The organism is Acidobacteriota bacterium, assembly GCA_030697165.1.
Taxonomy (GTDB): Bacteria; Acidobacteriota; Vicinamibacteria; order Vicinamibacterales; family UBA2999; genus 12-FULL-67-14b.
The window spans coordinates 306,460-322,129 of the sequence record JAUYQQ010000009.1 but is presented as its reverse complement, the minus strand read 5'-3'; the positions used below and the strand labels follow the sequence as shown (position 1 = coordinate 322,129).

The window sequence follows — 15,670 nt, the reverse complement described above, 5'->3', positions numbered from 1 at the left end:
CTACTACTGCCCTTCGAACTCCGCGCCTCACATGCCAACTATAACCAATCGCTGACCGTGAGGTATCCTGAAAGGCTATGTTGCGAGCCGGAATCGTCGGTCTACCCAATGTCGGCAAGTCCACCTTGTTCAACGCGGTGACCCGCACCCGCAAGGCCGAGGCTGCCAACTATCCCTTCTGCACCATCGACCCCAACGTCGGCATTGTCACCGTCCCGGATGCCCGGCTGGCCGTGCTGCAGGGCATTGCCAAGACCAACGTGGTCATCCCGGCGGCCGTCGAGTTCGTCGACATTGCCGGCCTGGTGAAGGGCGCCAGCGACGGCGAAGGCCTGGGCAACAAGTTCCTGACCCACATCCGCGAGGTCGACGCCATTGTCCAGGTGGTAAGGTGCTTTGACGATGAAGATGTGCTGCATGTATCGGGCTCGGTGGACCCGGTCCGCGACATCGAGGTGATCAACACCGAGCTGATGCTGGCCGACCTCGAGACCGTCCGCAAGAAACGCGAGCGGGTCGCCAAGGAAGTGAAACGCGGCGACAAGACGGCCGCCGCGGAAGATGCGGTGCTGGCCAAGATCGAAACCGCGCTCGATGCCGGCAAGCCGGCCCTCACCGTGACGCTGACGCCGGAGGAGAAGGTGCTGGCAACGCAGTTCTTCCTGCTGAGCGACAAGCCGACGATTTTCGCCTGCAACGTGAAGGAAGGGGACCTCGCGACGGCGGATTCCAATCCGTACGTTGTGAAGGTGCGCGAGTACGTCAGCACCCACCTGTCATGCGAAGCGGTGGTGATCAGTGCGCAGATCGAGAGCGACCTGGTGGACCTGGAGCCAGCCGAGGCGCAGGACTTCCTCAAGGAGCTCGGCGTCGACGAAAGCGGCATGGGCGCGCTGATTCGCGCGACCTACCACCTGCTGGGCCTGCAGACCTATTTCACCGCCGGTGAGAAGGAAGTGCGCGCCTGGACCATTCACCAGGGCGACACCGCGCCGAAGGCGGCCGGTGTGATCCACTCCGACTTCGAGCGCGGCTTCATCAAGGCCGAGACCGTGGCCTACGCCGACCTCGTCGCGTGCGGTTCAGTTGCCGCGGCGCGCGACAAAGGCCTCTACCGGATGGAAGGCAAGGAATACATCGTCAAGGACGGCGATGTGCTGCTGTTCAAGTTCAACGTGTAAGCGCTTGAACAGGAGATCAAGAGGTCAGGAGGCGAATCGGTTGCGGCGCTGACGCGAGGTGGCGAACCGCCCGGAACGTGCCTCGAGTGGTATGCCTGAGAAAGCGTTCAAGTCGGCTCTCGCGCCGCGGCCAGCCATGATCGGCTCTACTGACCCACTGGCTTAGCGTTCTCGTTGCAGATGTATTCAATCAAATCGCCATCCGGCACCAGCTGTTGCGGCTGAACGTAGCGGATCTGCTGGGTATAGGCCTTAGGGTCGTCGATGACAACCTCGATGTCCATGTGGCCGACGTCGCGCCGGCGCATCCGCTCCGTCACTCTCATCGCTTCACTATGGGGATGGCCAATGCCATCCAGCCAGGTCTTGTCGTTGAAGCCCAAGGTGTCGACAACCAGGGTATCGCCCTCCCACTTGCCGATCGAATATCCCAACCAGGTGGGCTCGGGGTCCACCGGGTGCGACCGCCCATCCATGAAGATCTGCCGGAACAGCGTCTGCGACTCATACATGATTACAATCAGATCGGCGGTCTGAACGATTTTGTACGGGTGGGTGTACGCGACCAAGCCCGGCACGCCAGTCGGCAGGCAACGAATCCTCGGGTTGTCGCGCAGCTTGTTCGCTTGCCGCTGCCGGAAAATCTCGGCGGCCCATGGTTGAAACGGCGCGCCACCCTTGAAGTCGCGCATTACGTTAATGAGATACCGTGGCGAGCCGACGGCTTCGATGCCACCGGGCGGATCGTCGCCCTTGGCGGCTTCCCACACCCCGGACAGATCAATCTTGCCATCCGCGGTCCGTGGTGCCGGGGCCGAGAGGTTCGCAGTGCCGTCGGCATTGCGCGGCAGGTGCTTCGCTGGGTAGCCGAGCCACTGCGCCTGCGCCGCGGCCGCTAGCAGCAAGACTGCCACGATGACGTGTGCGAGGCGGGCCATTACTTGCCGCTGCTCGATGCCGCGAACAATCGCTGGCCGGTCTTGGTGAGAATCACGCTCCGCGCGTTGCCGGTGTGTTTCCGATCCCACTCCCGATATCCGTCGACGCTGACAACGTCGCCGGCGTTCAGGGAGGTTCGCTTCCACCCGGCACGCATCAGCGCGTTGGGGCTGCCCATCTCCATCGCCCAATTGACGACCGCTCCTTTCTCGTCTTTGACGTCGAGATAAAACCAGGTGTGAGGGTTGGTCCACTCAACTTTCGTGACCGTGCCCGCGACCGTGAACGGGGCGTTGATGTCGAACTCAGACCGGAAATTGTGATGTGCGTCAGCAACGGCCGCCGACAGGAGCACCAGCAAGGCGACGTGACTCATCCTCACGAATCCCTCCGTGCCGCGGATTATAGCCCCGGCTGCAGGCCGCGCCAACCAGGATGCGTCGAATGCGGCACCAGGCCGAACCGTGTGACCGGTGGTTGATCTGGACCGCCTGCCCCTTTGCGTCCCCGTCTTCCCGAACATATCCCACGACTCCCTGCGGAGGCCGCGTCGAGGTTCTGCCGGAAGTCGGTCGTGATGGCGTTGCACTCCGACTTCGAACCGGGATTCATCAAGGCCGAAACCGTCGCCTATGCCGACCTCGTCGCGTGCGGTTCAGTCGCCGCGGCGCGCGACAAAGGCCTCTACCGGATGGAAGGCAAGGACTACATCGTCAAGGACGGCGATGTGCTGCTGTTCAAGTTCAACGTGTAAGCGCTTGAACAGGAGATCAAGAGGTCAGGAGACCAACCGGTTAGAGCGGATCCAGGGAAGCGATCTCCGAGTAGACTGCTCTCGCCAACTCAAGCCCCAACGTCACCACCGCTAGTTTCAAGAACTGCTCTCGAGCGCCGGCATTCGGGAATCGGGTGCGTACACCGGCGAGCGCCAGTTCGCGAACGGTCGTGCTCATACACCGGTAGGTACAACCGAAGGCGACCTCGGCCCGGATCCCTCAGTCTTTGTGGTGCGTCACGTCCTTCATCCAGCTCGACAGCAATTCCAGCACTGACGGGGCGACGGTTTCCTCGATCAGGAAGTACTCGCTCAACTTGCCCGTTCTGGCGGTCTGGAGGTTGTGGTTGACACCCGCGAGTTGACGCACGGTTGCGCGTCGGTTGGCGCCACGCTCGAGCGCCCGCTCGATCCCCTGAAGATTTTCGGCAGGCGGCACCTGCAGGTCTTTCTCGCCCACAATCGCAAGGACCGGGCATTTCACCTTTTCAAGGTACGAGCGCGGGTCCAGCGCCAGGAAGCGACGAAACCATGGCGAAAGCAGAGCCTCGAACGCCTCGGCAGGAAGTCCTTCGGCCGGAATTTCCAGTGTTTCCTTGTCCTCCGCCGGCAGTACTCTTGTCGCCGTGCGCATCGCATCCAGCGCTTCCTGACGCCCCAGCTTGCTGGCCGCGATCTCGAGCTGTCCCCGCTCCAGCTTCTGGTTGAGGAGGATCAGCGCTTCCGGCACTCCGTCGGCACGCGCGAATGCGGCACCCTGCAGGCTCTGGTTCTCCTGGCCGGGCAGACCGGTTCCCGCAAGCATCACGATGAATCCCACGTCCTCCGGCGCTTCGGCCGCGACCATGGCAGCGATGATGCCGCCTTCACTGTGGCCGGCGATTCCGATTCGCCGAGGGTCGATGTTCGGTTGCATTTTCAGGAACCGCACCGCGGCCAAGGCATCGGCGGCGTAGTCATCGGTGGTGGGGCCTGGATGGCGCTCACCTCCCGTCAGGCCGACCCCGCGCTTGTCATAGCGCAACACCGCGAACCCCTGTCGGGTCAGGTGATCGGCCAGCACCAGCAGCGTCTTGTGCAGTGACATGCCGGCATCGCGATTGTGAGCTCCGGTTCCGGCGACCAGCACGACGGCCGGAAAAGAGCCGCTCGATTTCGGGTAGGTGAGCGTGCCCACCGGCGCCACCCCGGGATCGGGCGTCTTGAACCTGACCTCCTGGCTCACGTACGGGAACGGCGCGACGGGATGCTGGGGTCGGCGTCGCTCGGCATAGACATGAAAACGACCACCGACATGGTCGATCCGGTAAGGCGCGGGAAACCCGCTCGGACCGGTCCCGGTGACCCAGACTGTTCGGCCCTGCGCTGGCGCTGCCAGCGCATCAGTGAGAAGCACGCCCATGTTGGCGAACTCCGCTTGGACTCCCGCAGATGTATCCGCCGAAAACAGGAATTGCTGTACGGAATTCGCGTGGACCGGGTTGCTTTCTTGTGCCGCTACTGCAAGCGAATCGGCGGAAAGTGCCAGCGAGCAAGCCAGCACGCAGGTCCAGAGGTTAGTAGCAGGAAACCGGGTCTTGATCACGGGAATCACCTATTCAAAAGCGACAAGTCGCGCGGGCGTCTACTAGTTGGTTAGTACATAAACGCAAAAAACCTCAGCCGGCCAGTGGCTGCACATCCAAGGTGGTGATGGCCCAGGTCCCATGCGCACGCGTTGCGAACACGACGATCTGCGCCAGGCCATGGGGGCCACTGAGCATGAACGAAAGACTCGCATTGCCGTGTTCGTCGTTATTGCCGGATAGGCGCATTTCACCGTCGATGGAGTCCGGCATCACTGCAATCGGGTTGCCGATCCTCTTGCCCACTGACGAACTCGCAGCGACCAGGCGGAGTATCGCCTTGAAGTCGGCCGAGTCCGCGACCGAGGGGGGCGGGGGTGGCACTGGCGGTGCGGGTGGTGCTGACGGACCACCTGCCTCGGTTGGCGATGGCGGTGGTGGCGGCGGCGGAGGTGCCGGAACGCTCAGGCGCGCCACTTCATCGATCCACGAGCGCACCGCCGGGTCGATCACCTGCGGCGTGCCATCCTCCTTGTAGACCTCGGCAATGCGGCCGCGTGCGTCGACGCTGGCGCGGTAGTAGCGCTGCTTGTCGAGGCCGCGGGCCGTGATTTCGCGGTAATCGCCGGGACGCAGGGTGCCTTCGGTGGACGATTCGATGCGCAGTAGAGGCAGTTGGTGCTTGGAAGGATCCAGCCATGTGGCGATCGCGAAGCCAGAAGCCAACACAACAACAAGGCCGAGCGGCACCCACCAACTCCTGCGAGTTGGCGGACGGGACAGAAGACGGCTGATGCGATTCATGAGTGAGCCTCCTTGGGCTGCGAGCAACAAGTGGGGGACGAAAGAGCGGTGGCGCTCGAGATCGGCCAGCGCCTCCGCCAAGGCGATGGCGTCCCCGCCGGCCGCGACCGCCAGATCATCACAAGCGTGTTCGCGTTCCTGCCGGATGCGCCGGCTCAACCACCACGCGCACGGGTGGAAGAACAACAGGGATTCGGCCACGCACTGCAAGCCATTCCAGAGCCAGTCCAGGCGACGGATGTGTGCCAACTCATGCGCGAGCAGCGCCTCGACTTGCTCATGCGGTAGCCGGGTCAACAACGACAGCGGCAACCAGATCACCGGCCGAAGGACACGCGCGGTGAAGGGCGACCCGACATCGTCGGCAAGGCGCACGACTACCGTGCGCGAAATCCGCAGTGCCCGCTGCAGCGCGTCCACCCGCTGCTGCCATTCCGGCGGCAAGGGGTGGAACGGGCGGCGCTCCAACGCGCCAATCAGGCGCCAACCGCCCAAGTGCCGCAGCAGCATCACCGCCACGCCAAGCAGCCACAGCAGGCTCAGTGCCGCGGCCAATCCGCTGGATTGCTGCACGAACACGCCCGGCGTGACGCCGATCGCGGGTGCCGTCATCGCTGGCAGTATTCCGGCGTTCACTTCGGCGGAGGGCTGCGACCAGAAACGCGAGAAGGTCAATGTGGGAACCGCAATCATCGCCAGCAGGAACGCCATCCCGGCCGAGTGGCGCAATGCCGCACCGTGGCGGCCCAGCAACTTCAGTGCGAGCCCCGCCATCGCCGCCAACAGCGCTCCCTGCCACAGCGAATGCAGCAGCGCCTGGGCCAGTGCCGGCGCGAATCCGAACTGCACGTTCCACAGCATGTCCATCAGCGCTTCCGCTTGGCCTTGGCTTGTGCGATCAGCTTCGAGATGGCGTCGAGCTCTTCGGCGCTGGCGGTGTCGTCATCGAGCGCGCGCTGCACCAGCTTCAAGGCCGAGCCAGAAAACGCGCGACGCATCAGGTCCTTCAAGAGAGATGTCTGCACCACCCGCTCGGCATGTACCGGGACGTACGTGTGGGTGCGTTCGGATTCATCGCGTCGTACCAGGCCCTTGTCGGACATGATCGTCAGCATCTTCAACACCGTGGTGTAGGCGGTGTCCTTGGTGCGACGCAACTCGTCGTGCACTTCGCGAACGGTCGTCGGTCCTTTGCGGCTCCAGAGCACGCGCAGGATCGCCAGTTCGCCTTCAGTAGGATGCGGCGCCGCCATGAAACCTCCCCTCAGTCGTCTACGTCAATATTAGTACTAGTCGATTAGTAGATTGTCAAGCCCCCAGGCGAGAACGCCACCGGTGCCTAACGCTGTTCAAGTTCAACGTGTAGGCGCGTGAACAGGAGATAAAGAGGTCAGGAGACCGGCCACGGGTTCTGAACGTGGCGGTTACCTGTTTTGACCTTGTCGCCGGAGGCGGCACATAATTCCCGCCGTGTCCCGCCTGCTCAGCCTCCTCTGCTCCGCAATCGCAATCCTGGCCCTGGCGGCGTGTGCCACGCCCGAGCCGCAGTACGACATCCTCATCCGCAACGGCCGTGTCATCGACGGCACGGGCGCGCCGGGAGTGGACGCATCCCTCGCCATCCGCGGCGACCGCGTCGTCGCCATCGGGCCGCTGGCCGACGCCACGGCGCGCGAGACGCTCGACGCGACGGGGCTGGTCGTCGCCCCCGGCTTCATCAACATGCTCAGCTGGGCGGACGAGCCGCTGCTCGTGGACGGGCGGTCGCAAGGCAACGTCCGCCAGGGCGTGACGCTCGAAGTCTTCGGCGAAGGCTGGTCGATGGGGCCGCTCAACGAGCGGATGAAGACCGAGCAGCTCGCCGGCCAGGGCGACCTCAAGTTTCCAATCGACTGGACAACGCTCGGCGAGTATCTCGACGGGCTGATCCGCAAGGGCGTATCCACCAACGTCGCGTCGTTTGTCGGCGCGACCACGCTGCGCATCCATGAGATCGGCTACGAGGATCGCGATCCGACGGCAGAGGAGCTCGAGCGGATGAAGGAGCTGGTCCGCCGGGCGATGCGCGAGGGCGCGCTTGGCGTCGGCTCGTCGCTCATCTACGCGCCCGCGTTTTACGCGAAGACGCCAGAGCTCGTCGCGCTGGCGCGCGCCGCCGGCGAGTCCGGCGGGATGTACATCTCGCACATGCGCAGTGAGGGCTCGCGCCTGCTCGAGGCAATCGACGAGTTGATTCAGATCGCGCGCGACGCCGGCGTGCCCGCAGAGATTTATCACCTGAAGGCCGCGGGGCGGGAGAACTGGGACAAGACCGACGCGGCCATCGCCCGGATCGAGGCGGCACGCCGCGAGGGGCTGCGCATCACCGCCGACGTCTACACCTATCCTGCCGGTGCAACCGGGCTCAACGCGACGATGCCGCCGTGGGTGCAGGAGGGCGGCCACGACCGCTGGGTTTCGCGGCTGAGGGATCCCGCCACTCGCGCACGCGTCATGACAGAGATGACGACGCCAACGACCGAGTGGGAGAACTTCTTCGTCGGCGCCGGCCCCGAGGGCATCCTGCTGTCAGGCTTCAAGACGGAGGCGTTGAAGCCGCTGACCGGACAGACGCTGGCGCAGGTCGCAAAGGCCCGCGGTACGTCGCCGGAGGAAACGGCGATCAATCTGGTCATCGAAGACGGGAGCCGCGTCGAAGCGGTGTACTTCCTGATGTCCGAGGACAACCTGCGCAAGAAGCTGCGACTGCCGTGGGTGAGCTTCGGTTCGGACTCGGGGTCGATGGCGCCAGAAGGCGTGTTCCTGCGGTCGAACCCGCACCCGCGCGCCTACGGTAACTTCGCGCGCTGGCTCGGACGCTACGTGCGCGACGAGGAGCTGGTGCCGCTCGAAGAGGCCATCCGCCGAATGACGACGATGCCGGCGGAACATCTGTCGATCAAGGAGCGCGGGCGGCTCGCCGAGGGGTACTTCGCGGATGTCGTCGTGTTCGATCCCGCACGCATCCAGGATCATGCGACGTTCGAGCGCCCGCACCAGTACGCCACCGGGGTCGTGCACGTGCTGGTCAACGGGACGCCGGTGCTGCGTGCTGGCGAACACACCGGCGCCACGCCCGGCCGCGTCGTCCGCGGCCCGGGGTATGAGGGCGGGCGGCTGACGCCGTAATCGTGCGCTCCGTCGGCGGCCTGTCCGCTTGCCGCCTCCTGCCGGCCCGCGGGTCCCGTGCTCGACGGTCGGCAGGTCGATTAAGCTTCCCCAATGCGCCGACTCCTGGTCACCCTCGCGCTTGTCGTGCTGACCCTGCCCCTCTCGGCTCAGTGGACCAACCGATACCAGCGGATCGGTCAAGGGCACCACGTCTACGTCGAGGGCTACGACTTTCCCACTTACTCCGTTGGCCCCACCTATCCCGCGGTGTCGCCCGACGGGCGCACCATTGCCTTCTCGGCGCGCGGGTGGATCTGGACCATGGGCGCTGAGGGTGGGACAGCGAGGCGGATGACGAGGGGCGCGGGCCTCGACTCGCGGCCGGCGTGGCATCCCGGTGGAGGGCGCATCGCGTTCGTCCGCGACGATACGCGCACCACCGACATCCTCGAAGTACACCTCGCTACGGGCGTCGAGACCGTCCTGGTGGACGGTCCTGCGGCGGCACTGGATCCCGCGTACTCGCCTGACGGCGGGGCGCTCTACTATGCGTCGGCCGAGACCGGGGACCTCGAGCTCTATCGAATGGATCTCGCGACGCGCGCACCGTCGCGCATCACCAACGCCCTCGGACTGGATCTTCGTCCTCAGCCGCTCGCTGACGGCAGCGTCATGCACATCTCGAAGCGCGGCAGCGGCGACGAAGTCGCGGTGATCGATCCGACGGGGACACGCCGCGTGCTGGCGATCGCCGCGGTGGCGTCGCTTGCGCGGCCCGCGGTGTCACCGGACGGACGGCGCCTCGCCGTGCCGCTGCCGGTGTTGTCGGGCACCGACTGGGCGCTTCAGCTTATGGACGTGGGCGGCGGCCCCATGACCGCGATCACCTCCGGCGGCGCCTTCGCGATCATGCCGGCCTGGGGCCCTGACGGCAGCATCCTGTTCGCGCGAGCCGATGCCAGTGGTGTCTTCGGCCTCTGGCGAATCGACAACGGTGGCGGCATTCCACGCGCGGTCACGCCTTTGTCCTGGGATTGGGGCGAGCCCACCACCCGCGTCATCGTCCGCACTCAGGTCGCGGGAGGCGACCAAGTGCCCGCGCGCGTCCACATCGTCGACCGCGACGGCCACCCGGCGTTTCCCTCCGGGCGACAGGTGTGGCTCGACGGCCAGTCGGGGTTGATCTTCAGCCATTCGCCCGGGACGCTGGAATTCGAAATCCCCGTGGGCTCCTATCGTGCAGTGGCGACGCACGGGTTCGAGTACCGGCCGGCACGCCAGGAGGGACGTGCGGCGCCAGACGTGCCATCGGGTATGGTCCTCGAGTTCACGCCGCTCGGCGGCCCGTCGATGGAGGGCTGGTATTCCGGCGATCATCACTTCCACCTGAACTACGGTGGGCCGGTCCGCCTGTCGCCTGAGGTGCTTGTGCCCATGATGCGCGGGGAGGACCTCGACGTCGCGACGCCGCTCTCGGCCAACCTGCACACCCGTCGGATCGACGAGAACTACTTCGCGTGGACGCGCGCCGAACCGCCCCTCATCCAGTTCGGACAGGAGGTCCGCTCGCACTTCCTCGGCCACACCGGGCACATTGGCGTGAAGGCGCTCTTCTGGCCGTGGTACTGGGGTCCGAACTACCCCGTCTACGGCCGCGACGATCGGTCGAACGTCTCGGCACTGCGTCACACCCGCGAGCAGGGGGGCGTGAATTCATACGTGCATCCGGTATCGAGCCGAGACCCGTTCGGGGGAGACGCACCGCGGGGCATTCCGCTGGAACTCGTCTCGGACGCGGTCCTGGGCGACGTGGACACGATCGAGCTGGCGTGTCTCTGGAGCGACGAACTGGGCACGGCCGACGCCTGGTATCGCCTGCTGAGCGTCGGCGCGACGGTGACGCCCTCGGCCGGCACCGACGCGATGGTGGACTTCTTTCGCACGATGGCGATCGGCACGACGCGCGTCTACGTACACGTGCCGGGTGGGTTGACGATGGACCGGTATCTCGACGGGCTGCGCGCCGGTCGGAGCTTCGTGACCAATGGGCCGCTCATCCGGTTCACCGTCGCGAGCGCCGGGCCCGGTGATGTGCTAAAGCAGATCGGCGACGCCCGGTTCGAGCTGTCGGTCGCGTCCGCCCTGCCGTTCGAGCGGGCCGAGGTCCTCGTCAACGGCGAGGTCGTATGGACGGGCGCCGGCATCGCGCAGGCGGGCACGATCGCTCACCGCGGCAGCGTCACCGTACCGGCAGGCGGCTGGATTGCCGCGCGCGTCCACGGCGGCGGGATGGAGTGGCCCGGCATGGACAGCTATCCGTTCGCACACACCGCGCCGCTCTGGATCGGCTCGCGCGGCAGCACCGATCCAGATGCCGCGGCCCGCGCCGGGAAAGAGCTGCTCACCGCACTCGACATCGCCGAGCAGCGCGTCCGGCAGGCGTACGGCGACACGCCAACGCCGGTGCTGCTCGGGCGGCTGGCGGAAGCGCGGCGGCGGCTCCAACGGCTCACGCGTTGAGCGCCGCTCGCTGGTGTTGCTGCGCGCACAAGGGCTGAAAGCTGCATTGCGGTCGGCCGTGTCGCGGTCCGCGGAAAAACAATGTTACGGCGCCGGGATTTCGGCATACGATACGGCACTTTCTCACTCGTCGTCAGGTCGCTCTCGCCGTTCGTCCATCGGTCGTAGCCTCATTTCCCGGAGGGTACCCATGCGTCGCACGTTTTCGCTTGCCGTGTCGTTGCTCCTGGTCTCGGCCTCCCTCACGTTCGCTCAAGCTGTCACCTCAGGAACCGGCGCCATCAACGGACGGGTCACGGACGCATCAGACGCGCTGATGCCGGGTGTGACCGTCACGCTGACCAGCCCATCGCAGATGGGCGTTCGCACCGCGGTCACCGACGCCGACGGCGCGTATCGCTTCACCGCGGTCACGCCCGGTGAATACGTGATCGTCTTCGAGCTGGCCGGCTTCTCGATCGTCCGTAACGAAGGCATCCGAGTCAGCCTGGGATTCACGGCCACCGTGAATGGCGCACTGACGGTGGCCTCGCTCGAGGAGTCGGTCACCGTGACCGGCCAGTCGCCGGTGGTCGACACCTCGGCCACGCAGATCGGCAACTCGTTCGACGCCAAGGCACTCTCGGCGTTGCCGACGTCGCGCGACTACTTCTCGCTGCTGGCCGGTTCACCGGCGGTGCAGATGTCGCGCATCGACGTGGGCGGCAGCACCAACGGCACGCAGCAGGGCTTCGTGGTGTACGGCACCAGCGGCCAGGTCCGCGTGATCTTCGAGGGCCTGAACGCGACCGAAGCCACCGGCGCTTTCGGCAATTACCCTGACATCGGCGGCATGGAGGAAGTGCAGATCAACACCGCGGCGCACTCCGCCGAAGCGTCCACCCCCGGTGTGCAGTCGCAGTTCATCAGCAAGTCCGGCGGCAACCAGTTCCGCGGCACGTTCTACGGCGGTTACTCGCCCGAGAAGTGGCAGGCCTTCAACATCGACGCCGATCAGATTGCGCGCGGCCTGCGTGGCGGCGGCAACCTCGCCCCCGAGGACGTCAATCGTCTCAACAGCTACCAGGACATGAACGCCGGTTTTGGTGGCTACCTGATCAAGGACCGCCTGTGGTGGTACGGTTCCTACCGGCACCAGGACATCAAGGCCAGCTACGTGAATTTCCCGGTCAAGCCGCAAACCACGATCCTGAACAACTACAGCGGCAAGGTCACCTACAACCTGTCGACCAACAACAAGCTGATCGCCTACACGCAGCCATCGCAGAAGAAGCAGCCGCAGCGCTTCGATTCGTGGCTGCTCGGCGTCGACACCGGCATCAACTCGACCGAATCGACGACGTGGAGCCAGAATTTCTGGGCGTGGGTCCACAAGGCGGAGTGGAACAGCGTGCTCAGCGACAACGCGTTCGCCGAGATCCGCGGCGGCCAGTACGGCTACGACTGGACCAACGGCGTCAACGGCACCGGCCTGCGCTATGAAGACATCGGCAACAACATCATCACCGGCCGCAACCGCAACTGGGCCCGCGAGCGCCGCCGCGATCAGGTCCTCGGCACCCTGAGCTATTTCAAGAACATGGCCGGCGACCACAACTTCAAGATCGGCGGCGAGATCTTCGACGAGAGCGTCAAGGACGTCTTCATCGACGGCTTCGAAGACGACATTCTCCACGTCCTGCAGAACGGCGCGAAGCTGGACGTCATCCTGTTCCAGCCGGGTGAATCGATCGGCGGGTTGCGGACCTACGGCGCGTTCATCCACGACACCTGGCGCGTCGGCGACAAGCTCACGCTCAACCTCGGCGCGCGCATCGACGCGTACCGCGCCTACTCGCCCGAGCAGGAACATCCCGCCAGCCGGTTCAACCCAACTGCCCAGACATTCGCGGCGGTCGACAGCTATTTTTCGTGGAAGAACCCGGCCCCGCGCCTTGGCATGACCTACGACCTCCTGGGTGACGGCCGCACCGTGCTCAAGGCCAACTACGGCACCTACTGGTGGAACCCGGGCGCCGATCTCGTCTTCAACATTAGCCCGAACGCCTCGGCGTGGTGGCGGCGCCATCGCTGGACCGATTTGAACAACGACAACCGGTGGCAGCCGGGTGAAGAGGCCGCCGTGCCAAGCTCGACGCGCGGTGGCGCGGCCACCGAGTCGCTCGACCCGAACCTGAAAAACAGCCAGACAAAGGAGTTCGCGACGTTCGTGGAACGCGAGCTGATGGCGAATTTCGGCGTCCGTGCCGGTTACGTTTGGCGCGGGCAGCGCGATCAGTACGGGCGCTACAACATCGCTATCCCGTATGAAGCCTTCACCGTGCCGGTGTCGGTGCCCGATCCAGGCCCGGACGGACGCGTCGGCACGGCGGACGACGGTGCGCCGATCGCGGCCATGGATTTGGCGCCACAGTTCCGCGGCTTGACGCCGATCAACCGGACCATCAACGTCGAGCGCGGCGACTCGGACTATCACACCTTCGAGATCACCGGCACCAAGCGCATGAGCAACCGCTGGAGCCTGCTGGCCTCGTACGGCTGGACCAAGAGCTTCGACCAGGCCGCCACCATCCAGGGCAACGCCATCCGCGGCAACGCACTGGTCAGGAATCCCAACGACGAGATCAACACCGAGAACGGCCGGTTCGTCTACACCCGGCAGACGGTCAAGGTCAGCGGCACCTGGAACTCGCCGTGGTGGGACGTCTCGTTCTCGCCAATGTTCCGCTACCAGCAGGGCATCCCGTTCGGTCGCACCTTTGCCTCGACCCTCAGCTACGGCAGCGTTCGATTCCTCGCCGAGCCACTGGGCACGCGACGCCAGGACCCCATTTCGATCGTTGACCTGCGCGTCGAGAAAACGCACCGGTTCAGCGGCCGCGATATCTCGGTATTCTTCGATCTTTACAACCTGGCCAACGAGAACCCGGCGCAGAACCTGCAGTGGAGTTCGGGCACGGCGTTCGACCGTCCGTTGAGCATCGTCCCGCCGCGGCTGGCGCGCATCGGGTTGAAGCTGAACTTCTAGCGCGTTTTGAGGGCGAGGGCTTGAGCCCTCGCCGCTCCTCAGGGCAGTCGCGCTGATAGGGCCGTCAGGATGCGGCAAGATAGCCTCCTGAACTCTTCGCCTCCTGTTCAACCGGATGCGGTCAGGCTAGTCTACCCAGATGGAACCACGCGTCTCGTTCATCACCCTCGGCGTGAGCGACCTCGAGCGCGCCTCTCGTTTCTATCGCGACGTGCTCGGCCTGCCGCAGAAGCCGACGCCGCCCACCGTCGCGTTCTTCGAAATGGGGAAGACATGGCTGTCGCTTTACCCGCGCGAGGCGCTCGCGGCGGACGCCGGCGTGCCGGCGGCCGGGTCGGGATTTCCGGGCTTCGCGCTTGCCCACAACGTGCGGTCGATTGAAGAAGTGGATTCGCTGCTGAGCTACGCCGCCCAGGGTGGCGGCAAGCTGGTGAAGCCCGGCCACCACACCTTCTGGGGCGGCTACTCCGGCTACTTCTCGGATCCCGACGGGTTCTTGTGGGAAGTGGCGTGGAACCCGAAGTTTCCGCACGTGTAGGTCCGGCTTCCACCTCCGCCAAGGCTACGGCGGGACAAGAAAGCCGGACGCCACATCAGAACACCGACGAGACGAACACGAACACCGCGGCCGCCGCGGTCAGCTGCAGCGCCAGCGCCATTCGGTCGCGCAGGAACAGCACGCCCAGGGCGATCAGCACTGCGGCGCCGAACAGGAAGTTCCAGTACAACTCCTGCACGCCTTCCTGCACCCCGGTGGTGCCGGCGCGCCGGCGCGTCTGCTCGATCACGGCGTTGGCAATGTCACGGTCGCTGTCGCGATCGATCTCGAAGTAGCGGCCGCCGCCCGCGGTGGCAATGCGGGTGAGCTCCGCGCGATTGAGCGTGGACCGGATCAGCGGCTGGTTGGGCTGCCGCTTGGGATCCGGAATCAACCCGCCCGCGGTGGTCCCGACCCCGACCACGTTCAACGGCACGCCGCGCTCCAGCGCCATCGCCAACGACTTGGCGACCTCGCCGCTCCACGACTGGCCGTCAGAGATCAGCAGGAACGCCTTCGGATTGGTGTTCGCGCCGAGCTTGTCGTCGAGACCCGACTCACGGCGTATCTCCTCGTCCTTCTCGATCAGCCGCAGGCCCCAATAGATGCCGCGCTCGATGTTGGTGTCCCATGTGCCGTCGTCTTCAAGCCGGAACGGCGAGGTGTCCTCGAGATGATCGAGAAAGAAGAAGTAGGTGTTGGGATCCTTGGTGAGGCGAATCTGCGGCGTCGCCATGTGCGCGAACAGCGCCATCGCCACGCGGTCGTTGTCCCAGCGCAGCGACTCGCCCAGGGTGCGGAGAAAGCGCATCGACCGCTGCCAGCGGTTGCCCTTGACGTCCTGGACGTGCATCGACGCCGAACCGTCCTGCAGGATCACCAGGTCGACGCCGGCGTTGCGCACGAGCGAGGTCACCGCCTGCGGCTTGGCCAGGGCGAGGGTGCCGGCGATCGCCGCCAGCAGCAGGCACAACCAGAACAGCAGCTCGCCAAAGAACGGCACGCGCTCTTCGACCGGCACCTGCCGATGCCGCATGAACGCGTGCACATCGGCACGTCGCCGCCAGACCTGCCACACCCACAGGATGAGCAGCAGGGCGGGAATCGCCAGCAGCGGCAAGAATCCGGGCGCGCCGAACTTCATTCAGTAACTCACCAAATCTGCGAGCG

11 protein-coding genes and 1 pseudogene are annotated in these 15,670 nt (G+C 65.3%); 6 read left to right on the top strand and 6 right to left on the bottom strand.

All coding sequences use genetic code 11. From position 1 onward, the window contains the following. Positions 1–77 precede the first annotated feature (77 nt). Positions 78–1,181 (top strand): redox-regulated ATPase YchF, encoded by a 1,104-nt coding sequence (gene ychF, locus Q8T13_09710; protein ID MDP3718024.1) that lies wholly within the window; start codon positions 78–80, stop codon positions 1,179–1,181. A gap of 146 nt (positions 1,182–1,327) precedes the next feature. Here the strand turns inward: ychF and Q8T13_09705 are convergent, their stop codons facing one another. Both Q8T13_09705 and Q8T13_09700 read right to left on the bottom strand, forming a co-directional pair. After that, positions 1,328–2,119, bottom strand: a complete 792-nt coding sequence (locus tag Q8T13_09705) for a hypothetical protein (protein ID MDP3718023.1) — start codon at positions 2,117–2,119, stop codon at positions 1,328–1,330. Continuing rightward, on the bottom strand, positions 2,119–2,496 hold the full coding sequence (locus Q8T13_09700; protein ID MDP3718022.1) for a DUF6152 family protein: 378 nt from the start codon (positions 2,494–2,496) through the stop codon (positions 2,119–2,121). The genes Q8T13_09705 and Q8T13_09700 overlap by 1 nt, the downstream gene beginning before the upstream one ends. A gap of 207 nt (positions 2,497–2,703) precedes the next feature. Here Q8T13_09700 and Q8T13_09695 point away from each other — a divergent pair. Continuing rightward, a pseudogene (locus tag Q8T13_09695) lies at positions 2,704–2,874 on the top strand (DUF933 domain-containing protein). Between the two features lie 241 nt (positions 2,875–3,115). Here the strand turns inward: Q8T13_09695 and Q8T13_09690 are convergent. The 3 genes from Q8T13_09690 to Q8T13_09680 all read right to left on the bottom strand — a co-directional run bounded on the left by Q8T13_09690 (position 3,116) and on the right by Q8T13_09680 (position 6,517). Next, positions 3,116–4,489 carry an alpha/beta fold hydrolase gene (locus tag Q8T13_09690; protein MDP3718021.1) on the bottom strand — a complete coding sequence of 458 codons (1,374 nt, stop codon included), beginning with the start codon at positions 4,487–4,489 and terminating at the stop codon, positions 3,116–3,118. A gap of 64 nt (positions 4,490–4,553) precedes the next feature. Further along, positions 4,554–6,131: a M56 family metallopeptidase gene (locus Q8T13_09685; protein MDP3718020.1), complete on the bottom strand. Its 1,578-nt coding sequence runs from the start codon at positions 6,129–6,131 to the stop codon at positions 4,554–4,556. Further along, positions 6,131–6,517, bottom strand: coding sequence for a BlaI/MecI/CopY family transcriptional regulator (locus tag Q8T13_09680; protein ID MDP3718019.1), 387 nt, complete (start codon positions 6,515–6,517; stop codon positions 6,131–6,133). The genes Q8T13_09685 and Q8T13_09680 overlap by 1 nt, the downstream gene beginning before the upstream one ends. Positions 6,518–6,734: 217 nt before the next feature. On the opposite strand from Q8T13_09680, the gene Q8T13_09675 reads away from it, so the two are divergent. The 4 genes from Q8T13_09675 to Q8T13_09660 all read left to right on the top strand — a co-directional run bounded on the left by Q8T13_09675 (position 6,735) and on the right by Q8T13_09660 (position 14,500). Next, entirely contained in the window at positions 6,735–8,432 is a 1,698-nt protein-coding gene (locus tag Q8T13_09675) for a D-aminoacylase (protein ID MDP3718018.1), read from the top strand. Positions 8,433–8,525: 93 nt separating this feature from the next. Next, the gene (locus Q8T13_09670; GenBank protein ID MDP3718017.1) at positions 8,526–10,934 is read left to right on the top strand and encodes a CehA/McbA family metallohydrolase; all 2,409 of its coding nucleotides are present in this window, start codon (positions 8,526–8,528) and stop codon (positions 10,932–10,934) included. A gap of 190 nt (positions 10,935–11,124) precedes the next feature. Then, the gene (locus Q8T13_09665) at positions 11,125–13,962 is read left to right on the top strand and encodes a TonB-dependent receptor (GenBank protein MDP3718016.1); all 2,838 of its coding nucleotides are present in this window, start codon (positions 11,125–11,127) and stop codon (positions 13,960–13,962) included. Positions 13,963–14,101: 139 nt separating this feature from the next. Then, a complete protein-coding gene (locus Q8T13_09660; protein ID MDP3718015.1) occupies positions 14,102–14,500 on the top strand; it encodes a VOC family protein in 399 nt (132 codons plus the stop codon). A gap of 55 nt (positions 14,501–14,555) precedes the next feature. On the opposite strand, the gene Q8T13_09655 is transcribed toward Q8T13_09660, so the two are convergent. Continuing rightward, positions 14,556–15,644, bottom strand: a complete 1,089-nt coding sequence (locus Q8T13_09655) for a VWA domain-containing protein (GenBank protein MDP3718014.1) — start codon at positions 15,642–15,644, stop codon at positions 14,556–14,558. Between the last annotated feature and the right edge of the window lie 26 nt (positions 15,645–15,670).